The organism is Paenibacillus sp. JT22N12 (assembly GCF_056269365.1).
Map to the genome: position 1 here is coordinate 725,166 of NZ_JBWDNU010000003.1, position 20,607 is coordinate 745,772.

At 52.0% G+C, this 20,607-nt stretch carries 24 protein-coding genes and 1 pseudogene; 2 read left to right on the forward strand and 23 right to left on the reverse strand.

Features of this window, described 5'->3' with window-relative positions; all coding sequences use genetic code 11:
• Positions 1 to 14: 14 nt before the first annotated feature.
• The 11 genes and pseudogenes from mutS to AC0YOA_RS14645 all read right to left on the reverse strand — a co-directional run bounded on the left by mutS (position 15) and on the right by AC0YOA_RS14645 (position 11,103).
• A complete protein-coding gene (mutS, locus tag AC0YOA_RS14595; protein ID WP_475787192.1) occupies positions 15 to 2,840 on the reverse strand; it encodes a DNA mismatch repair protein MutS in 2,826 nt (941 codons plus the stop codon).
• A 116-nt stretch (positions 2,841 to 2,956) separates the two neighbouring features.
• Entirely contained in the window at positions 2,957 to 4,372 is a 1,416-nt protein-coding gene (locus AC0YOA_RS14600) for a putative amidoligase domain-containing protein (protein WP_475787193.1), read from the reverse strand.
• Between the two features lie 156 nt (positions 4,373 to 4,528).
• Positions 4,529 to 5,089 carry an outer spore coat protein CotE gene (locus AC0YOA_RS14605; protein ID WP_210040506.1) on the reverse strand — a complete coding sequence of 187 codons (561 nt, stop codon included), beginning with the start codon at positions 5,087 to 5,089 and terminating at the stop codon, positions 4,529 to 4,531.
• A gap of 313 nt (positions 5,090 to 5,402) precedes the next feature.
• Positions 5,403 to 6,383, reverse strand: coding sequence for an aromatic acid exporter family protein (locus AC0YOA_RS14610; RefSeq protein WP_475787194.1), 981 nt, complete (start codon positions 6,381 to 6,383; stop codon positions 5,403 to 5,405).
• A gap of 90 nt (positions 6,384 to 6,473) precedes the next feature.
• Positions 6,474 to 7,385 (reverse strand): ABC transporter permease, encoded by a 912-nt coding sequence (locus tag AC0YOA_RS14615; RefSeq protein WP_475787195.1) that lies wholly within the window; start codon positions 7,383 to 7,385, stop codon positions 6,474 to 6,476.
• A complete protein-coding gene (locus AC0YOA_RS14620; RefSeq protein WP_475787196.1) occupies positions 7,385 to 8,170 on the reverse strand; it encodes an ABC transporter ATP-binding protein in 786 nt (261 codons plus the stop codon). Before AC0YOA_RS14620 ends, AC0YOA_RS14615 begins: the two co-directional genes overlap by 1 nt.
• A gap of 38 nt (positions 8,171 to 8,208) precedes the next feature.
• A pseudogene (locus tag AC0YOA_RS14625) lies at positions 8,209 to 8,802 on the reverse strand (ABC transporter substrate-binding protein); the annotation flags it as partial.
• Positions 8,803 to 8,877: 75 nt separating this feature from the next.
• Positions 8,878 to 9,066 (reverse strand): hypothetical protein, encoded by a 189-nt coding sequence (locus AC0YOA_RS14630; protein WP_475787197.1) that lies wholly within the window; start codon positions 9,064 to 9,066, stop codon positions 8,878 to 8,880.
• 68 nt (positions 9,067 to 9,134) lie between these two features.
• Positions 9,135 to 9,617 carry an ArpU family phage packaging/lysis transcriptional regulator gene (locus tag AC0YOA_RS14635; RefSeq protein ID WP_475787198.1) on the reverse strand — a complete coding sequence of 161 codons (483 nt, stop codon included), beginning with the start codon at positions 9,615 to 9,617 and terminating at the stop codon, positions 9,135 to 9,137.
• 101 nt (positions 9,618 to 9,718) lie between these two features.
• Complete coding sequence (locus tag AC0YOA_RS14640) at positions 9,719 to 10,195, reverse strand: hypothetical protein (protein ID WP_475787199.1); 477 nt, start codon at positions 10,193 to 10,195, stop codon at positions 9,719 to 9,721.
• A gap of 740 nt (positions 10,196 to 10,935) precedes the next feature.
• Positions 10,936 to 11,103, reverse strand: coding sequence for a hypothetical protein (locus AC0YOA_RS14645; RefSeq protein ID WP_475787200.1), 168 nt, complete (start codon positions 11,101 to 11,103; stop codon positions 10,936 to 10,938).
• Between the two features lie 100 nt (positions 11,104 to 11,203).
• Between AC0YOA_RS14645 and AC0YOA_RS14650 the strand changes: the two genes are divergently transcribed.
• Positions 11,204 to 11,407 (forward strand): hypothetical protein, encoded by a 204-nt coding sequence (locus tag AC0YOA_RS14650; RefSeq protein ID WP_475787201.1) that lies wholly within the window; start codon positions 11,204 to 11,206, stop codon positions 11,405 to 11,407.
• Between the two features lie 40 nt (positions 11,408 to 11,447).
• Here AC0YOA_RS14650 and AC0YOA_RS14655 read toward each other — a convergent pair whose 3' ends face one another.
• Together AC0YOA_RS14655 and AC0YOA_RS14660 are read right to left on the reverse strand one after the other, a co-directional pair.
• Positions 11,448 to 11,675 (reverse strand): hypothetical protein, encoded by a 228-nt coding sequence (locus AC0YOA_RS14655; RefSeq protein ID WP_475787202.1) that lies wholly within the window; start codon positions 11,673 to 11,675, stop codon positions 11,448 to 11,450.
• A gap of 10 nt (positions 11,676 to 11,685) precedes the next feature.
• On the reverse strand, positions 11,686 to 12,033 hold the full coding sequence (locus tag AC0YOA_RS14660; RefSeq protein ID WP_475787203.1) for an ASCH domain-containing protein: 348 nt from the start codon (positions 12,031 to 12,033) through the stop codon (positions 11,686 to 11,688).
• Between the two features lie 40 nt (positions 12,034 to 12,073).
• On the opposite strand from AC0YOA_RS14660, the gene AC0YOA_RS14665 reads away from it, so the two are divergent.
• A complete protein-coding gene (locus AC0YOA_RS14665; RefSeq protein WP_475787204.1) occupies positions 12,074 to 12,190 on the forward strand; it encodes a YjcZ family sporulation protein in 117 nt (38 codons plus the stop codon).
• Between the two features lie 386 nt (positions 12,191 to 12,576).
• Here AC0YOA_RS14665 and AC0YOA_RS14670 read toward each other — a convergent pair whose 3' ends face one another.
• The 10 genes from AC0YOA_RS14670 to AC0YOA_RS14715 form a co-directional block, all read right to left on the reverse strand.
• Entirely contained in the window at positions 12,577 to 14,166 is a 1,590-nt protein-coding gene (locus tag AC0YOA_RS14670; RefSeq protein WP_475787205.1) for a DNA cytosine methyltransferase, read from the reverse strand.
• Entirely contained in the window at positions 14,163 to 14,585 is a 423-nt protein-coding gene (locus AC0YOA_RS14675; RefSeq protein WP_475787206.1) for a hypothetical protein, read from the reverse strand. Before AC0YOA_RS14675 ends, AC0YOA_RS14670 begins: the two co-directional genes overlap by 4 nt.
• Positions 14,586 to 14,918: 333 nt before the next feature.
• Entirely contained in the window at positions 14,919 to 15,440 is a 522-nt protein-coding gene (locus tag AC0YOA_RS14680) for a hypothetical protein (RefSeq protein WP_475787207.1), read from the reverse strand.
• A 194-nt stretch (positions 15,441 to 15,634) separates the two neighbouring features.
• Entirely contained in the window at positions 15,635 to 15,823 is a 189-nt protein-coding gene (locus AC0YOA_RS14685) for a hypothetical protein (RefSeq protein WP_475787208.1), read from the reverse strand.
• Positions 15,820 to 17,121 carry a replicative DNA helicase gene (locus AC0YOA_RS14690; RefSeq protein ID WP_475787209.1) on the reverse strand — a complete coding sequence of 434 codons (1,302 nt, stop codon included), beginning with the start codon at positions 17,119 to 17,121 and terminating at the stop codon, positions 15,820 to 15,822. Before AC0YOA_RS14690 ends, AC0YOA_RS14685 begins: the two co-directional genes overlap by 4 nt.
• Positions 17,121 to 17,462: a hypothetical protein gene (locus AC0YOA_RS14695; protein WP_475787210.1), complete on the reverse strand. Its 342-nt coding sequence runs from the start codon at positions 17,460 to 17,462 to the stop codon at positions 17,121 to 17,123. Before AC0YOA_RS14695 ends, AC0YOA_RS14690 begins: the two co-directional genes overlap by 1 nt.
• Positions 17,416 to 18,303 (reverse strand): replication protein, encoded by an 888-nt coding sequence (locus AC0YOA_RS14700; protein ID WP_475787211.1) that lies wholly within the window; start codon positions 18,301 to 18,303, stop codon positions 17,416 to 17,418. Before AC0YOA_RS14700 ends, AC0YOA_RS14695 begins: the two co-directional genes overlap by 47 nt.
• Positions 18,304 to 18,317: 14 nt before the next feature.
• A complete protein-coding gene (locus tag AC0YOA_RS14705; RefSeq protein ID WP_475787212.1) occupies positions 18,318 to 18,950 on the reverse strand; it encodes a hypothetical protein in 633 nt (210 codons plus the stop codon).
• Positions 18,951 to 19,697, reverse strand: a complete 747-nt coding sequence (locus tag AC0YOA_RS14710) for an MBL fold metallo-hydrolase (protein ID WP_475787213.1) — start codon at positions 19,695 to 19,697, stop codon at positions 18,951 to 18,953.
• Between the two features lie 2 nt (positions 19,698 to 19,699).
• Positions 19,700 to 20,605 carry a RecT family recombinase gene (locus AC0YOA_RS14715; protein WP_475787214.1) on the reverse strand — a complete coding sequence of 302 codons (906 nt, stop codon included), beginning with the start codon at positions 20,603 to 20,605 and terminating at the stop codon, positions 19,700 to 19,702.
• Positions 20,606 to 20,607 lie beyond the last annotated feature (2 nt).

Sequence of the window (20,607 nt, forward strand, 5' to 3'; positions counted from 1 at the left end):
TTCCATACATGTGTTCACTTCTCTGCAACAAGCTTCATCTTCATTTCATTAAGCAGCTGCATGGCCTGCATGGGAGTAATATTGAACAAATCAAGCTTTCGCAGCTGCTCGGCAACCTGCTCGGCCTTGGGACTCGTCTTCCGGGTCCGTGTCTGCAGGGCAGCAGAATTCTCAAAGATCGACAGCTGAACCACCTCTGAAGACTTATCCGGCGTCAAGGCGCTTCCGCTCTGCGAATCAGCTTGATGATCGTCGGTTGATTGCTGGGCTTTCTCCGATTCCTCCACGCTCTGGTCAGCTCCTGCGCTGACGGTAGACATATCAGATCCGGCTGCCCCGGCAGATGCGTCGACCGCCGGTGCATAAGAGGAGGCAGTCTCCCGCACAGCATCAATCACCGCTGCCCTGCCGGGCGGATCCACAAGGGCTTCCAAGGCCGGCAGCCTGATCGCCTCGTCAGCGTGAGAGGCAAGCAGCGTATACGCACGGGAGATGATCCGCTCCGGCAGTCCGGCCAGCTGCGCGCAGTAGATCCCGTAGCTGCTGCTGGCAGCGCCGGGGACCAGCTTGCGCAGGAACGTGACATTATCGCCGGTTTCCTGGACAGCCATGCATACGTTCCGCAGCAGCGGAAGCGTATCTTCCAAATGGGCCAGCTCGTGAAAATGGGTGGATACCAGTGCCTTGCAGCCAATCTCGTGATGCACATATTCGATAACAGCCTGCGCGATTGACATTCCTTCTCCGGTTGAGGTGCCGCGGCCCAGCTCATCGATGATAACAAGGCTTTGCCTGGTCGCCTTATCCGTCATGGTCTGAATATCCTTCATCTCAACCATGAAGGTGCTCTGCCCGCCAATCAGATCATCGGCCGCGCCGATACGGGTGAAGATCCGGTCGATCAGCGGGATTACTCCGCGCTTGGCCGGAATAAAACAGCCAATCTGCGCCATGATGCAGATCAATGCGACCTGGCGCATATAGGTGCTTTTACCCGCCATATTCGGTCCGGTAATCAGCAGCATCGAAGCCCCGCCGCCTTCCAGCGAAGTGCCATTCGCAATGAACGGGGAACCGTCGATAACCGCCTCTACGACAGGGTGACGGCCATCTTCCACGACAAGATCGAAGGCATCGGTGACCGCTGGTCTGACATAGCGCTGCTCCGCGCTTACCGTCGCGTGCGACTGGAATACATCCAGCATGGCCACTGTTTCAGCCAGCTTCTGAAGCCGGTTCAAATGGACGGTAAGATGGTCGCGGAGCTCGACGAATTTGCTATACTCCAGATCGACCATCTTTTCTTCCGCTTCGAGGATGAGCCGCTCTTTCTCTTTCAGCTCGGGGGTCACGTACCGCTCCGCATTGGTTAAGGTTTGTTTGCGCTCATAACGCCCCTCGGGCAGCATGGAGATATTGGCCTTGGACACTTCAAGATAATAGCCGAAAACGCGGTTGTAGCCGATCTTCAGCGATTTGATTCCGGTTGCCTCCCGCTCCTTGCGTTCCAGCTCAGCCAGCCATTTCTTCCCGTTCACGCTCGCCTCCCGGAGCTCGTCCAGATAAGGATCGTAGCCCGAGCGAATAAGACCGCCCTCCCGGACCGAAATCGGCGGATCATCCACGATAACGGTCTCAATCATATCGGCAAGATCGGTGCAGAGGTCAATCTCCTCCACCAGTCTGCGCAGCGTGGACGATTCGGAATCCGCACATAAGGCGGTAAGTGCTGGTACGTGCCGCAGCGATGACTTGAGCGCATTCATATCCCGGCCATTCGCGCTCCCGAACGCCACGCGGCCAACCAGCCGCTCCAGATCGTAGATCTCGCTCAGCTCACGGCGCATTTCATCCCTCAGCATAAAATCGCGATGGAGCAGATCCACCGCTTCCAGGCGTTCATCGATCATTTTGACCGAGAGCAGCGGCTTGTCAATCCATCTTCGAAGCATCCGCGAGCCCATCGATGTCCGCGTGCGGTCCAGCAGCCAGAGCAGCGAGCCCTTCTTGCTGCGGCTCTGCACGGTCTCTACCAGCTCCAGATTGCGGCGTGTAAAGGGGTCCAGAATCATAAACTGATTGGGCTCATATGCTCTGATCTGTCTGACATGGCCGAGCGAGCGCTTTTGCGTCTCTTCGAGATAACCCGTAAGAAGGCTGATCGCCCGATACCGCGCCGGTACGAGTTGGTGCAGTTCATCTCCATCGAATTGTCCGCTCAGCTTCTGCTCGTCCATTACCTCGCGGGCCGTAAACAAAACAGGCCTGTTCCAAGCGGCAGCCTGCGGCTTCAACAGTTCAATCAATACCGCATCGCCGACAATTTCAACAGGGTGATAAACATTGATTTCGTCGGTCAAAAGCTCAAGTCTTGCAGCGAAGGACGTAACGTACAGCTCGCCTGTCGTCAGATCGCAGGCTGCAATTCCGTATGAATCGCCCTGGACTGAAACGCCAACGATAAAATTATTAGCCTTGTCGGTGATGGATTTGGTCTCCATAACGGTCCCCGGAGTAATAACGCGGACGATTTCGCGCCGAACCACTCCCTTGGCTGCAGCCGGGTCCTCCACCTGCTCGCAAATCGCCACCTTGAAGCCTTTTTCTATCAATCTTGCTATGTATCCTTCAGCGGAATGATAAGGCACGCCGCACATCGGTATCCGTGTCTCGCCTCCTCCGCCGCGCGCTGTCAATGTAATTTCAAGCTCACGGGACGCCGCGATGGCATCGTCAAAGAACATCTCATAGAAATCGCCAAGCCGAAAGAACAGAAACGCGTCCTTCGCCTGCTCTTTTACCGCCAGATATTGCTGGATCATCGGGGTATGTACTGTCACTTCTCGCCCCTCCTAGGTAGGGAATATTCAATTGGGAACATCAGACCTTCAGTATAACAGAAAAGCCCGCACGGGTGGAATGCGCGGCCGACGCAGATACAGACATCGGGCTTCCATTATTGAAAAGGGGCAATCCGCCATTTTTGCCGGATGTCCGTCGATACATCCCAAATGCTCCCCCGCCGCGCCGCTTCAAGCAGCGGCTCAATATAAACCTTGAGTTCCCTGTATGCGGGCGTGCCCGCCATCGCCTTCGCCAGAGGCTCCAGACAACGGGTGCGCAGCAGCTCCCTGTCGCCCTTATAATAGGCAGCGGCAATTTCCGCCTCCTCCGAGGGGCGGTAGCTGAGCCTGGCGCTCTCCCGGGCGCACAGCAGCGACAAGGCAAACACGGCCTTGGCGGCGGCGGGAGAATGCAGCCAGCTCGGCAGCGTACGGTATTCAAAGCCTCCGTGCGGCTGCATGCGAAAATCGCCCAGAAAGCCGTAACGCGGGCGCCTGGCATGCTCGGCGGGCGATTCCACCATCGCAAGCGGCAGCGCCACATAGCTGTCCAGCTGACGCAGCAGCCTGCCGGTCATCCGCACGCCGCTCAAATGAATATGGCCGCCCAGCGCAAAGCCCCGCACGGGCATGCCTCCCGCGCTCCACCGCAGCGTCGGGTCCGTGATGCGCACTGCAGCCTGCCCCAGCAGCCGGCGGATGTTCCCCGCCAGCCCCATTACCGTCGAGGCGGGCTCCGGGCGCAGCTCCGCCACGGGATACCTTACGCGGCCGCCGATGAGCACGGCGTCGCAGCCGGCTCCCTGGCCGCCTTCCAAATAACGGGCGGCCGATATAACCCTGCCGCCAGAGCCAAGCAGCAGGAATTCAGGATCCGCCCCCAGCATAATCCCGGCACCCTGAGCCTCGCTGCCTGCTGCAGCATCCCCGGCTATATCTGCGGCGAAGTCAGCTGCGGCAGTCTTCCATACGGTCTGCTCCCTATCCTCAGCGCTTGGCAAGCGCGCCTCGACGACCGCATATCGTCCTTGTTCATTGGCCTGGAGGGTAATGAGTCCCATATCCAATCCAAGAGCGTACAGCGCTTTGACGGCTATCCGCGTGAGTGGGCGATAAAGGCTGCTTGACGGCTCAAGCAAGCGTGAAGCCTGCTCCCCCCTCCAGCCTTTCAATCCGCCGTCAGACAAATGTCTGATAACCGAGATCGGCTGCAAATCGAATAGCGCTACCGTGAACAAGCGCAGATACTGACCGTCGGAACGGCGCGTCAGATCCTCTTGCTCAAGAGGAGCGGTGGCCACACCCGCCTGCTCTAGTCTGCGTTGCGTCTCCTCTGCACCCCGCAGCGCGAAGGCGGCTGCGCCCCCGTTCAGCATCAGAGGCTCCCCTTCCCGCCGCCAATCCGCTGGTAACGCGGATTCGCCGCATACAATAACGGCATCGCCGGCAAGCGGGATTCCGTCGCTCCACGCCTGCGGCATGCTCCATACTGATCCGCCGCCACCCCAATACCACACCCTGCCGCCCATGATTCTCGCTCCGATCCAGCAATTTGCATATACAGCCGCTCCTTTACGGAGCACCGGAAAATTAAACCTTAGAAAGGTAAAAAAAAGAGGGCTCTCGCCCTCGAATCTGTTGCCTCTGCCGCATAGGATACTTTATCCCGCTGTAACCCACTAAAATTACAGTTCGTCGTCCAGCAGCTCCGGATCCAGATCTTCATATTCGCCGTCCTCGTCACCGTACTCAAGACCCTTGCCGTCATGATCGCAGCCGCCCTGGCAAACCGCGACGCACACTTTCGTTTCCGCGATCATCTCTACCACAAATTCCCGTTCGACACGAATAACGACGCTCGAGCCGCTCGCCGATATATTCGCCTCCACACAATTAGGTTCTTGTGTCGATTCAGCCGTTACTTCTTCTGTAGAAGCGCGGTGCTTCGGATCGAGGTAGGAGAGCGGCACATGCTCAACATAAGACAGGGTCTCTTTGGCTACGTCCGTTTCCGAATTTTTGTTGTAAGAATACCAGATGTTGATATCGTAAGTACCGATGACCTCAATACCATCGCCCGAACGTACCGCTTCATACTGGTGATTGATGACCCAGGCTCCCAATATGCTTGTGGGATGATGAGGCGGCGTAACGGTATGGGTCACTGTTGAAAACTTACGACCTTTGCCGCAGACAGCTTTCGTTATAATTTCTCTGCACTGAAGCTGTTTATCTGCTATTGCCATGTATTTAACCTCCTCCATACAATCATTCAATAAAGTGTATGCAGGACATAGGCATTTGTTGATTAAACTTAAGAGGAACAAAAATATATTGTTCTAAACTCTGTATAAAACCAAAGGTTTTCCCTCCCGGGAGATTAATGCGGATAGACGATTGCTGCTCCAAATACGCCGCTGAATCCGACCTATTAATGAAGTATCCCGCACAGCATTAGTCAGCTGGAAGCGGGTTATTTGCAAGGACAAACCTATTATAATTCTTTGAACTGAAAATACTTTGCCGTGCTATTGATATGAGGGAAATTGGGAAATAGGATCAAGAAGAAGCAGCCTTCTGGCCTCTTTTCTGTTTCTTCCAGCGCTTGGCGATGCTCAAATACCGCTCCAGCTCATGCATCAGCTGCAAAATCGCTGCACGGATCTCGAATTCCTCCCGGCTCATAGGCAGCGCCATGGCGCGGAACCGTCCCTCAAGCACGGACAGCTTGCGCTCGATCGATCCCTCGTAGACATCGGACTTCACATCATCCGGCAGACTTTCGAACAGCTCGGCCACCAGCTCCCCCTGCGGAAGCTTCTCATAGACAAAAGCCAGCAGGACAAGCATCTGCTGAATGGACTCCAGCTGCTGCCGGCGCATTTCAAAGTAGGTCGGCCAGTATTTCCACGAATCGTCAGACTGGCCCCACAGTCGGTTTTCCTTTCTCATATCCGCTCGCCTGATCCCGTCTTCAATAACTTGTCCGGCTTTAAGAAGCTCTTCCCCGTTCCAGACCAGGGAAGGACTCCGCAGCGTCTGGCCCATATAATGAAAAATATCGCTGAACAGCCGCTCCGTCTCATGCCGCAATGACGTCAGCCGCTTCTCGTCCTTGGGCATGTAGATCATATTGATGATCGTCGCCCATCCCAGGCCTGTCAGCAGCAGCAATACTTCATTACCAATCAGCGCACCCGTCACTTCTTCTCGTGCATATATATGAAAAACGATAACGGCGCTTGTTGCGATGCCGTCCTTCAAATGCAATCTCGAAAGGATCGGGAAAGCCAGCAGCACAAAAATCGAAATCGTCCATAAATGAAAGCCAAGCACGATAAACAGGAAAGATGCAAAAATAAGGCCAAGCACAGAGGCCATGAAGCGCACAAAAGCGCTTTTCAGCCCTTTCATGCGCGTTACTTCGACTCCGAGTATGGCAAGCAAGCCCGCCGAAAGCGCCGGATCCAGACCAAAATAATGAGCGGTATACAACGCTGCCAACGCGGCTATAGCGGTTTTGATGACGCGGATTCCCATAATAACCCTCTTCAGGCAGATGCCAACGATGTTAGAAACGCAAGAATATCAGCTTACCCCAATATCTGCTTGCATTTCTTCAGTTTCATCCTAACGCCCCGTCCGGCCCCGCGTCAACCACTGCTCCAGCGCGACGACCAGACGGTACATCACAGTCGCGACAACGGCTATTACCACCAAGCTGGAGAGCACCAGAGTGAAATTAAATACCTGGAAGCCGTATACGATCAAATAGCCAAGGCCTGAACGCGACGTGAGAAACTCGCCTACGATAACGCCTACCCAGGCAAGCCCCACATTCACCTTCAACGTGGATATAATGGTCGCAAACGAGTCCGGCATAATAATTTGCGTGAATATCTGGCGCCTCGTACCGCCGAACAAACGAACTACCTTGATTAGTCCGGCATCCACCTCACAGAAGCGGCTGTAAATGCTCAGCGTCGTGATAATCACCGTTACCGAGAGAGTAGTGGCCACGATAGCAGTGAAGCCCGCCCCGAACGCAATGATGAATAAGGGCCCAAGCGCGACCTTCGGCATGCTGTTCAGCACGACCAGGTAAGGGTCCAGCACACGCGAGACAAAAGGAAACCACCAGAGCATGGCGGCAAGCGCCGTCCCGAGGATGGTGCCCAGTACAAAACCGACAATCGTTTCCGCCGAGGTTATCCCGATATGCGGGATCAGACTCCCATCAAGAATTGTCGTCCATAACTGGTTGAACAGCTTGCTGGGATAGCTGAACAGCAGCACATCGATCCAGTCCCGGCGGCCGGCTGTTTCCCACAGTCCGATAAACAGCACAAGGAGCAGCAGCTGTACCGAGAGGATCTTCCACCTGATACGCCTCATCCCGCTCAGATAGGTGCGGTGCAGATTGCTCAGACGGGCAGCCGAATAGGTCCCATCAGGCTCGGCAGAGTTGTCTCTGCCTTCAGCATGATCGTCAAAGGCTTCATTGGCGTAAGACTTGCCGTCCTCTTCTTCACCGTGGTTCATCAAGTTTCCCCTCCCTTCCCGCTTGCCCGCTCCAGAGCCTGCCAAATCTCCTCGAACCGCTCCTGAAACTCCGGCAGCTTCCGCGCCTCAGTCGGCAGCAAGCCGCTGATGCTTTCCGGCATATCGAATACGGCGCTGACATGTCCCGGATTTGCGCCAAGCACAAATACCCTGTCGCTCATGGCTGCTGCCTCGCCAAGATCGTGGGTGACCAGCACAGCGGTTTTGGAGAGTCTCCGCAGGGTCGTCTGCACCAGGTCTTCAAGCTGCAGCTTGATCTGCAGGTCAAGCGCCGAGAAGGGCTCATCCAGCAGCAGAACATCGGGCCTTGTGGCAAGCGTCCGGACAAGCGCGGCGCGCTGCCTCATCCCCCCTGACAGCTCATACGGCATCCGTCTTTCCATCCCGCCGAGGCCAAGCTGTTCCAGTAGCGAGCGGGCATAATCAACAGCTTCAGGCGTCTGGCTGCCGCTGATCTCCAGGCCCAGCAGCACATTGCTCAGAATGGTGCGCCACGGCAGCAGATAATCCTGCTGCAGCATATATCCGATCTTCGGAGAAGGCTTCAAAATTTTCTCACCGCCCACCGAAACAATTCCTTCTGTTGGGAGGATCAGCCCGGCGAGCAGACTGAGCACGGTGGTTTTCCCGCAGCCGCTTGGCCCGACGAGACTGACGAATTCTCCTTTGGCAACGGATAGATTGAGCCTTTCGACAGCAAGAGTCGTTCCGCCTGCATTCACGTAAACATGCGTGACATCTTGAAGCTTCAGAACGTTCTCCATGGATTCATCTCCTTCTCCCGCGGGCTGCTTAAGCGGCATTACTTCATGGCTTGCTCGGCGAACGTATTGTTAACCAGTGCCGCATGATCCGTCTTAGCCGCAAGCTCGCCTGCTTCTGTCATGACATTCTGAAGGTTATCCCATTCCTGTTCGTCCACAACAGGATCGGTTGCAAAAGAACCCTGCTGCTTGTAGCGGTCAATAACACGGATGACAATGTCGCGCTCCGTATCCGGGAAATACGGCAGAACAACGTCGGCAATCTCCTCAGCGCTGTGCGAATCCACCCACTGCTGCCCCTTATAGACGGCATCGGTGAACTTTTGTACCGTGTCCTCGTTTTTGTCGATATAGCTCTTCTTCGTCATAAACACGGTATATGGCAGATGGCCGCTCTCAACGCCAAAGGAAGCGATGACATGTCCTTTGCCCTCTTTCTCCATAATCGATGCCTGAGGCTCGAAGAGCTGCACATAATCCCCTGTACCGGATATAAAAGCCGCCGGGATGTTGGCAAAATCGACATTTTGAATCAGCGTCAAATCCTTCTGCGGGTCAATTCCCTTCTTCTTGAGCGTAAATTCTCCGGCCATTTGCGGCATACCGCCCTTGCGCTGCCCTATGTAATTATTAGTGATATCTAAATACCCAGTCTGGATCCTAGCACATCAAAAAGGCACACTCGCAAAGGAGTGTGCCTTTAGAATTTAATTGATATCTTTTTCTTTCTGCCCGATGTGTCTCTTGCCAGTAAAGAGTTCTTCTGTAATTGACTTAAAATGGGCTTGTCGTTCAAGAGAGATTGATGAAAAGACTATTTCAGGATCAGTGCCTATTTCTTCGCCTGTATATTTATCAATAAATGTGTGTGAGACAGTAAGGATCTTTCTCTTCAATGGCCTCACCTCCACTAAGAGGTTATGCGACTCCGATTGTCCAGTTTTACTTGATTCTTCTGAAGGAATTATAATATCTCATCCTCCTTCTCCTTCTGCACCGCAATATCCAAATCCAAAGCGATCTTATAAAAGGCTTTCCAACGAATGCGGTCGTAAGTCATGCTGCTGATCGGCGGGTTAAATACAAAGCTATAAACTTTCATGTCTGTGACATATTCGCCGTTGTGATCCTCCCGCATGTAACGCGACTCTATTAAAAGCCGTTCCTTTGGATGTAGGCGTTTGACAGCTCGTTCGATCCGATCACAAAAGGCTCGCCTCCGGGCAGGCTCATCGACGTTATGGATCGCGATGCTGGCAGTCTGGTCGCTTGTGACATTCGTCGGACCATGCTCTCTCGCGGTATATCCTGCTGTCGTCCCGGCTTCTCGCTCTTCGAAAGTCAAGTATTTGAATAACCGATATTTTTCAAAGGCATCGACGACAGCCTCTTTCGTCATGTCTTTATCAAGCTCCGGCAGGTCAAACCCAAACCGAACCTGCGTCATGCCCCCACCACCTTTCTAAGACCTAATCAACCAGAAACCCAGCGTCCAGAAAGCGATGCCGAACAGCACCGCGCCGATCATTCCCCAGTTCCACTGTTTCATCAGAAATCGTCCTTCAAGTCGGAATCCGGTTCGGCCTTGTCCTCGTCTTCATCTGGATCCGGCTCGGTTTCTGTATCCTCGTCCTTTTCGCCATCGTCTTCGTTCTCAAGCTCTTCATCCCCGACTCCGGCCATTGGGTCATTTTCACCTTCGCCTTCGAGATCGTCGCCTTCTTCCTGAGACTCAGCGTCACCTTCCAGTTTCACGTCATCCAATGACATTTGCCGATCCTTGTCTTCAACTTCGACCTCACCATTATTAAGGGTGTAGCTCAGACCTTCACGATCAGCCGGCCTCATATCGTCGATGTCCAGCTGTGAGCTGCTAAAGCTGACAAAGGCAACGCCCGTTTTCTTGATTGCCCGCAGGATGTTTGCTTGCTGATCCGAAATGTTGCCGTCAATTGTCAATGTGATAGTGTCCTCTTTTGCACCGAATTTGATATCTTTGATTTTGGTAGTTACGCTTGTTTTCATATATAATTGCTCCTCTCGAATTTGGGTTTATTCTTATATTTCAAAACATGCACTGCTGCTCGTCTGCATAATCATGCCAGTTTGTCCAAGCAATGATTATCAACTCACATATAATGGATTATCTCTTACTAGGAGGTGCAACTCATGTTTGAAAAAAAGCGTAAGAAAGTTATTGTAGTCGTGCTCAAACCTGGACAAAAAGCAATTGTTATTTGCAAAAAGCACAAGAAACATTATTGCTAACACTTCACTCATTCAGGAGCATCCCTATTTATGCGGGATGCTCCGCTTTTTCATATACTTGCTCCGATGAAGCTTTACTTGCTCCGCTCAGACGTTCATCGGTGTGCTCCTTTCTGTTCGTACCGCGTTCCCGGCACGTATGTTCGGTTTGAGGGCAGCAGTTGGCCGCCAGATCGCCGGGAACGTCTGTAATTTGTATTTATAGCCACTTGCCACAGATCCGGCATTCGGTGTGATCCGGTTGCATGACTGCCTCTCCTGGGATGTAACTCCAGATATCATCTGTAAGTGGATGATGGCAATTGAATGAAATAAATCGTATCGCCTGCTGCTCCTGCTGATATTTGCACCTAGCGCATCGGATGTGATCCGTTGCAAAAATCTCATCATCCTCTTTGAATACTGCCCGATTTAGATAATAAACATCGCCTTTTTTAAAAGCGTGGCAACATGAGTTGCAGCAGCGTTTCAGCTTGCGAGAAGCAATAAGTCGCTTCTCACTCATCTTTTTTATCCTCTTCACCCCAGTCCGCATCAGGACCTTCATTGAACAATTCCGCGCATGCCTTCGAATCCGGCCTCATAAACATGCAGTCATCGCCCGTTACTTGGCATCCAAATCTATTAGTCTCCGGATCGTATTTCCCGGCTGATTTACAGGCCATCGATTTTTATCCTCCCCTCGGCAGAATGCTGTGGCTTATGTTCTTCGATATTCATATTTACACTTCGTACACCGATAAAGTTAATTAGGAGATGATGACCATGATTGAAGTTAATGAAATTCACACGGATAAATCCAAGATGAACATAGAGCTTGAAGACGGGCAGCAACTTATTGGATACGTTCTGAAAATGGATATTAAAAATAACCTTATGGTTTTTCTTCAAGACGGATCAATAGAATCGTTACAATTTCCATTGAACCATGTTGTCCGAGTCGAGGAGATTCAGGAAAAACTTCAGTAATGGACGCTCTATGTTTCTCAAAATTCAAGATGCGTTTCATTCAGTCCAGCCGAATGGCGTAATCATAGTCGTCATCTTCGTGTAACGACGGACCTGCAAACGATGGCTTATAGCCGAACCGTGCCTCGAACGCGGCAATCACCGGCTGCGCCCGCCGCTCGGAATCGGGTCCGTTAAATTCAACCCATTGTTTGGAGCCTACAGTTACCAGCTGCCCGCCGGCTGTTCTGATCGCCTGCAGCAATTCCGGTGTTGTTCCCTCAAGCATAGTGAACCTCCTAATTCAGATTGACCCATATTACACAACCATGCTTATTATGCTCGTAAGGGATTGGCTCCGGGTAGATTATTGGGTTTCGCAGCACCCATGCCCAAGGCTTCTTATAAGTTACACCCCCGAGTGGAACATGATGCTTATCCCGGCTTTCCGCAATCAGGCGATAGTCATCAGCTCCGTGGAGGGGAATGCAATCAACCAGCTCCACCGATCCGAATACCTTGCCGCTGCCGCTCTTGATAATGCCGATCCGTCCGCGAGTGTGCGTCTGGCTGCCGCGGATCTCCCAGGTCTTCTCGCCGGATAAGGTCAGGTCAGCCCACTTGGGCATAACGATTAGTCCTTTCAAGGGTATCCCTCCAAATGATTTTTACTAGGAGGTGCTTTGAATGTCCGGTGTAGTTGGTTATGGTGGATTGGGATCAGGTATCGGATTTATTCTTGTACTCTTTATCTTGCTAGTCATTATCGCTTGCGGTTGTGGATTTGGCGGATTCGGTTATTAAGAAAAGTTCGGCGCGTATCCACTGTATTTTTCCGGATTTGCACCGCCCCTAAATGACCCGCTCTGCGGGTCTTTTTCCATATCCTAACCTATAAAAAATGTAACGAATAAACGGCTCAGAAATGTAAACAATACATTCAGGGGGTGATTGCAATGACCGCAAGTAAGAACAACTTAATGACTGCTGTCGTTATTGGCGGAATCATTTCAGCTGTTGGTTCAAGCGTCATTATCCTACAATTAGCAAAAAAATAAGTTTCGAACAAAGTGCGCTCGTTGGCACTTTGTTACATAATCATATGGGCTCCTATACCGTGCCGAGATGCTTGGAATATATCCCTTACTAGTCATTGATTTCTGGCGGCATATAACATGGATACCATCACCTCACATCGATAATTGCAGTTGTCCGGCTGCCTCTTTATATTTTTCAAAAGATAGAGCATTTCCGGATCCGACGCACAGCTCCGGCAGATTTTGTCTGGCCATCGCTTCGGCCATCAGTGGAGAGACAGAGTTGCCGCAACGGTTTACTTGTTCGGACAATGGAATCTGCTTCCCGCCCAGGTATCGATCTATGATGTATGATCGCGGGAATCCTTGGGCTGCAAATAGTTCATGAGGCCGAAGCATCCGCATGCCGATATCGACTATTTGATAATCAACACCGTGAACAGTGACCAACCCGAACCGATCATGTGTCGGTATCGTATTCACAGGCTGCCGGAGGTCCTGACCGACTGAGCTGCCGTTATACTGAGTGAGAAACGCCCTGACCTCTCCGACATGTAAGCCGCCCGCGGTTATTGTTGGCATGGGATCCGTAACCGGCTGCCCGTCCTGGCATGTGCCCCGCAGCTTGAGTAGGTGACTTGTGACAAGTGCGTTGTGGTCCACCGCTGTTACGGTTGGGAGAGGGTCGTCAAGGCTTGCGCCTGGCCCCGTATAGTTCCCGCCATAATGCTTCGCCAAGAAAGCTGCAGCCAGTGCAAATTTGTTTCCGCCTGCTGTGATTGTCCCGACAGGCTTATCAATATCCAGCACACGCGGCTCCTGTCCGGGGCGCTCGCCATACCCCATCTGTATAAGCGATGGGCTAACAAGCAGATGCTCTGCCTTGGTTGTGATAGTCGTCAGCGGTTTGTTGAGTGGATAGTGAAGCCGGTCGCCGCCAAACCCAGTCTGACCAATGCGAGCTATAAACGGAGCAATGAATGGGATATCTGTGTTATTCACATATCGCTGGATACCGCGGGCAATCCGCCGCAGCGTGTTATCGGCAAGCGGCTTGCTCCTCTCAAAGATGCTCGGGCACGGGATCGACCAATCTATGATCTCCGCCGCTGTCCGCCATGGCTTCAGCTCCCCAGACTTAACCGCGTCGCTCGCCGGGTCTCCGTGGGTCGGGTCCGGCCAGACAATCGGGCGGCTATCACACCGCGCCACCAGAAACAGCCGCTTGCGGATCGTCGGCGCGCCGTAATCGCAGGCCCGCAGCTCCCGCCACTCGACCCGATATCCTTGCCGGCGGAGCGCGTTGACAAAGCTATTGAATGTCCGCCCTTTGCGATCCGGGTCGGGGTATCCATCTTTAAGCAGCGGTCCCCAGGTCTTGAACTCCTCGACATTCTCCAGCATAATCACCCGCGGCCGGACCGTCGCCGCCCAGCGGACTGCCACCCAGGCGAGCCCGCGGATTCCCTTTTCAACCGGTTTGCCGCCTTTCGCTTTGGAAAAATGCTTGCAGTCTGGAGAGAGCCAGACCAGACCAACGGGGCGGCCTGCCGCTACTTTCTTAGGATCGACATCCCAAACCGATTCACAATAATGCTTCGTCTCCGGATGATTAGCCTCATGCATCGCGATAGCTGCCGGGTCATGATTAATGGCGATGTCGACCGGGAATCCGGTTGCCAGCTCGATTCCGGTCGAAGCGCCCCCGCCGCCTGCAAAGTTGTCAATTATGATTTCTCTCATGCCTTCAGCCCTTTCTTATACTTCCGAGGAACGCCCTTCAGGCTGCCAAGCCCATGCTTTTTCATCAGATTCGAAACAGCCGATGACGAAATTCCGTACTTCGCTCCAATTTCCTTGTTTGTCATCCCTTCAGCAATGGCAGAAGCAAGCATTTTTGACGTTATCGCTTTGGTGACCTCCGGGGAGGCTGGTCCTCTCCTTGTCTCCTGCTTTGGCTCCTTGAACTCGCGCGGCTGGACAGGCGGAGCGGTTAACCCCCGCTGTTCGGCAGTCGCAATCAGGTCCGGGCGATTGGCACGGGCAAATTCGAGCTCTGCCGGATTAAGACTGTACTCTATCACGCCGTTGCTGTAAGGCTTGGGATCCGGCTTGTGCTGCGGCATAGGGCGGTGGGGTCCACGATGTATATGGTCATTCATTGAGCTCGCTCCTTTCTCTTAAGCTGATATCGCTTGGACCAAATAGCTCGCTTGCTGCGGTCCAACGCCTCAGTTATTGCCACGGTATCCGAAGATGACAAGATGATCCGTTCCGCATCCCGGCTATATGGTTGGCATTGACGCCTCTGAGGTTCCGGTACCCGGGCAGTTTGCATTTGCCTTGCTGCTGCATACCGGATGGATAGGTTTAAATCCCGATTACTGGCAATCCAGTAGAGATCCGTCATGGAAATCATAGGTATCAACCCCCAAAATAAGAACACTCGTTCTATAAAATGGCCGCACGAGTCCCTTCACCGAGCGGCTGCGCGGTTAATTTGCTTTATTCAATATGCTCTGGACGACTTCGATCTGGTACGGCTTCGTGTCTATAACCGGTAGGTACTCCCGCAGGAGGTACAGGTTCCAGGCGATCCGAGCCATGATGTACGCGTCGACGATGTTGTCGTTCTTATGCTCGTAACCGAAATGGTCGAGAACTGCAGCCAATACCGCCTCTTTGCCCTCTTTACCGCTCAGCCGCCGCTTGTTTCCAATCTCTCCGGTCCATCCGGTGACGCCGACATATTTCTTGACTGAAGCCGGCATGAGCTTGTTGAAAGCCAGCTTCTTACGATAGACCATGCTCCGGAGCCCTCCGTGAATCATGCCGGTAGTAATACCGCGCTGCGTCCCTGGTGCCGCATCCTCAATAACAACCTCATCACCTGGCCGAAGCAGGACGAATAATTGATCCTGTAAATCGACAAGCTGCTCAATGGATATCCCACCCGGCTCTGCCTTCCCTTTCCCCTTCAGCTCTTTCTCAAGGGTGACATTGCCCTCAAGGTCCATAGCAACCACGCCCGTTCTTGTTGCCGGGTCAATGCCTACGAATCGAATTTCGACCAGCTCCTTTAGATTTTTTCCTTCTCCTCTTCCTTTTCCGCTCTGGCCGGGCCGCCCAGTGCCTCAACAGAAACACCTCGCCAATCAATCGGCCGCGCTCGTCGAAAATCTGTTCCCAAGGTGTATCCTGCATGATGGGGTCAATCCTTGACATTGCCCTCACGCTCCCGGCGTTTATAATCAAGCACCTGCGATGTTACATAGTCATAAGTGCGCTGCAGCTTGTTGCGTTCCTCGCCTCGGAAGAGTGGATCAGCCAGCTTAACCGACTTCTCAACCAGCCACTTGAGCGACGACTGATATTTCTCCTCGGACTGGATCTCGCTCATGACGCTTTCTTTGAGCGATCGATATTGAGGAATTTGCCCCAAGTTTTGTGGAAAATCATCTCAATCACTCCGGTGCCTACATTCCGGCCCTTGGCAACAATCAACTCGACGATGTTCTTTTTCTCAGAATCCCGGTTGTAATAGTCATCCCGGTAGAGGAAGATCACAATATCCGCGTCGCTCTCGATGCTGCCGGACTCCCGAAGGTCTGACATCATTGGGCGTTTGTCTTGACGCTGCTCACATTGTCTGCCGACAGCTGAGATTGCAATGACTGGGCAATCGAATCGGCGAGCAATCTGCTTTAAAGCTTTGGAAACGTAGGCGATTCTTTCATGATCCTTCGTAAACCGGCGCTCGGACTGCAAGAGCTGCAGGAAGTCGATATAAATCACGATGCCAGGATAGAGCTTTTTCAGCCGTTTGACCTCGCGGGCAATGTATTCCACGGTCATCCCCGGCGTGTCGTCGATGAATATGGGCAGACTGTCCAATTCGTCCATTGCCATACTCCAGCGCTCCCAATTCTGATCATCCATATTGCCGGTCCGCATCTTCGTGGCATCAATATGCCCAATGGCGCAAAGGGCACGTTCGGAAACCTTTCTATCAGGCATTTCGAGTGAGAATAAGGCAGACGGCCTGCCCGCTCGGCTCGTTTCGATCATGTCGCAAATGATAAATGCTGTTTTCCCCATCGACGGGCGAGCGGCAACAACTTCGAAATCACCATTTTGATGACCTCCGGTAAAGCGATCCAGTTCAACGCTTGCCGTCTTTGCCCCGGTCATCCCTCGCTGCTGGCTACGCTTGATCAGCTCCTCGTTATGCCCCTTAAGCACATCGGACATTTTGCGGACGCCACTGGTTGCTGCTCCAACCTTCAATTCCGCGACCTCTTCCAGTGCCGCCTGCGCCTTGCTGATCACCTCAGAGGTCGTGCCGTCCTCACTGGCCGCTGCCAATGCGCTGGCCCGCAATATCTCCTCTGCCCGCCGGCGCTTATATTGCTCACGGATCGATTGCTGGTAATTATCGAATAAGGCCGTGCCGGGTACCGCATCCCGCAATTTCATCAAGAAACCAAAGCCGCCGAGCTGCATGAGGTCCTTGCCCGAACGCCCTGCCATCTTCTCAAAATCAATGGTACCGTCCTGGTCGAAGGAATATAGAAGGTATTCCATGACAAGCTGATGCTGTTCATTTTCAAATTCTTCCGGACGGATATAGCATTCGTCGATCAGTTCAGGTTTCAGAAGAATAGAGCCAAGAACGCCTATTTCCGATTCGTAATGCATTAGTCACCCACCACCCTGCCCAGTAATTTAGGACGTAGATGCTCGGGACACTCCGGCAGCGCCTGTTGCTCCCATTCATCCATTTCCCGAAAACGCGCCTCTGTCTCCAGCCGCAGCCGTTCGTGGTCAGTGAATTGACTCGGATCATTGCGGATGATATGTGCTGCCTTTGGAGGGTAATCATTTGACCGAAGATAATCTTTCAGATTCTTTAATGCTGTCTCAAAGGGTAAATCCTGCATCAGTGCAGTCCACAATTCTCTTTTTTCATCCGTTATTTCAAAATTCGAGTGCTCAATTCGGATGATTGAGAAAAGTTTGATTACCTCCGTTTCTTTCACGAGCCTCAGCCTCCTCCATCATCTGCCGTAATTTGTCCTTATCTGTATCGAATTTGGATTGCTCGGTCGCCAGCCCTTCCGGATCGACTATTGGGTAATCCTCGTACCTTTTTTGGTTTAAAAAAGTGGCTGGGTATGGAATGAACTTTGGGTCCGTCCTGATAAGCTTGCTCGTCTCTATGAAATTCTTCGTATACTCGATTGCTCTGTATGGGTCAAAGCCTTGTTCTTTACAAAGGCTTCTCCAAGATGATTCAACCTTTTTACGAGCAATCTTTCGAGGATAGATTTCATAGAATTGACCAAACATCTCCTCTTTATCTTTAATAGTTATCTTTAAAGATTTAATATCTTTATATGGGGGTGGAATCGTACCCCCCTTATCACTACTTAGATGGGTGGAATCGTACCCCCCAGGGGGGTGGAATCCTGACCCCCCTGCTTCTCCTTTTTGGGGGGTGGAATCGTACCCCCCTGTACCAGAAAATAAGTCCAATTGCTCCGCCATCGACTCACCACTTTTCGGAATTTTCCATTCTTCGTAATTTTTGTTGAAAGCAAGCTTTCTCCCTTCGCTGCCGCTTTCTTTTTGAGTGACTATCAAAACCTTGTGCTTGATCAGCGATTTCAACTCCGCCTTGATCGTGCTCTCCGAAAGTCCTGTTTCTTCTTGAAGGAAGTTTCGCGCAAACTCGTGATCCTTCCGATTGTATCCGTATGTCAGTCTCCATATTTTCAAAATAATGCGGAGCTGAGAACCATTGAATTTGTAGCGACATATTTCGTCCAAAATCTCATGGGCAATCGCTGTAAAGCCTTTTTCCTTTTGCGGGCTTGCCATTCCACCTCACCCGTTCAATTGGTTGTGTCAGCATAGAAGCTTGTGACAAAGTTAGTGATTCGACTAGCCAATTCATCATTATCGACCTCATCGCTCCCAGTGGTTGGGGTTGACGACCATTCTTTGTGAATTCCTCTGATGCCTTCCCGCAACCGCTCTTCGGTTGTCTGATCGGTCGTGTAGCCGTTCAAGTAGGCTCGTGCAAGCAAATGTCGATTATGGTCCCCGATCATTTCGCACCATTCGAACAATGTTCCTCCATGGGTAAAAGGTGAATTGTGATGGGAAACGTGCAATACCGCCTCCAGTTTTTCGTTTACGAAGAAATCCAATGCCTTCGCCACTTCCCGCGGCACCGGCACCTTCTTGCCTTCGCGAGCTTCGTCGACCTCATCCATTAGCCGTTGAATTTCTTTCCGATTCTCATCAGCAGCAGAGACCGCTCGAACATTGTCCGCCTGCTCTTCTTTCAATTCTCGCTGTAACTGCACCACATGGTTCATCAGTTGATCGATATCCACATCCAGCGCCTTAATGTGCTGCATCATTCGGTAAGTGACGCCACGAGTAAAATGAGTGCATGCTTTATTGGACAGCACTTCTTGCAGCGATTTCAGTTCGTCATAAGACATTTTCATTCCTTTCAATCAAACCACTTCCAAATGATAATGTTCTCCAGCCTTAAAACCCTTGGCCGCCAGCGCTTTCCGCACCGTTCCAAGCGCGATCTTCGGCATATTATTATGGCTGCTCATATGGCTCAAATAAATCCGTTCGCCCCGGCCTTTAATGAGCTTGGCAAGGGCAGCCGCGGAATCCGTATTCGACAAATGACCAACATCCGACAAAATTCTTGATTTAATCATTTCAGGATAAGTTCCTTTTACCAACATATCTTCGTCATAATTGCACTCGAACACGTAGATGTCGCTGTGCGCCATGGCCTGCAGCATGTCATCCGTCACCTTCCCCGTATCCATCATCACGGTCACTTTGCTCTCCCGGTCGCTGACCGTATAACCGTAAGGTTCCAGCGCGTCATGGTGAATGGCAAATGGGCGAACAGTCAGGCAATTGCCATTCAATGCATTAAGGACAACGCCTGTTGGTTTCAAGATAATCCCGCTCTCCACTCGACCAGCATCCTTCAACGTGCCTTCGCTGGCGAATACCGGAATCTTATATTTGTCTGCCAACGGCAAACCCTTTATATGATCTTTATGAGGATGAGAAAGGAATACGGCCGCGATCTCCATCGGAGTAATGCCCTGATCTATCATGGCTTTCTCAATTCTGGTCTTTGGCAAACCAACGTCGATTACAACGCTGGTACAGCCATTTCCGACCCAGACACAGTTGCCGGAGGATCCGGAAGCCAGGATTTTAACGTCCATGATTAATCCAAAGCATCAGCATCATCTGAGGCCGCCTTCTCTTCAATCTCCATTTCCATGATTTTGAGCAGCCCGATCAGCTCCTGCAGTGTAGGCTTCTCCGCCCTGAATTTACAGTTTTCCTGCATATAGGCAGCTTGAGCCTCTTTCTCGGTGATGCCCAATTTTTTAAAAGCGGTGCTGATCTTGCCTCTGACTTGAGCCATTTCGTTAACCTCAGCTGCCGGCTCTTTTAACTCTTTTGCAGGCTCTGCCTCAGCCTGGGCTTCTGCGGTGATATCTCTCCGCTCATAAGTTGACGTATTTTCGATTGAATTGCCGGATCCGACCGACTCGTCTTCTGCCACCTCAATGCCGTACTGGCGCTTGAACGCCCGCTTGATCGCATGTTTCACTATCATGTCGTCAAAATAATTCTTCCACATGTCTCCATTTCGGCCCTTGAGTAGATGTTCAACCTGGTCATTGGTTATAATCACCGGAATATTGGGGGCATCGGTTCGGTAGGCCACACAATAGGCGCCAACCGTCTTACCGCGCTGCATGCCTGCAATCCTGTGCACGGGCTGACCAGATACCATATCGATTTCGAATTCGTCATGCTCTTTAACCTCGGAAGCAATGAAACCGCCGTACTGCGGATGCTTCTTCGCCAGAGAGACAATGCCCTCTACGGCAATCTGAATGCTCATTACCGGTCCGTCCTTGCCGTTGTAGACGATACAGAAAATTTGATTAAGGAACGGGTTAAGACCGCTGCGGGCGCAGGTTTGGACAAATAGCGCGAACTGCTCATTGGTTGTGCCTTTGGCAATGGTAGCTTTCAGCGTCTCCAACTCAGTCACATTGAAATTACCGACAAGTGCTTGTGTATCAAGAGCCGGAACGGCTGGTTTATTGTTTGTCATGG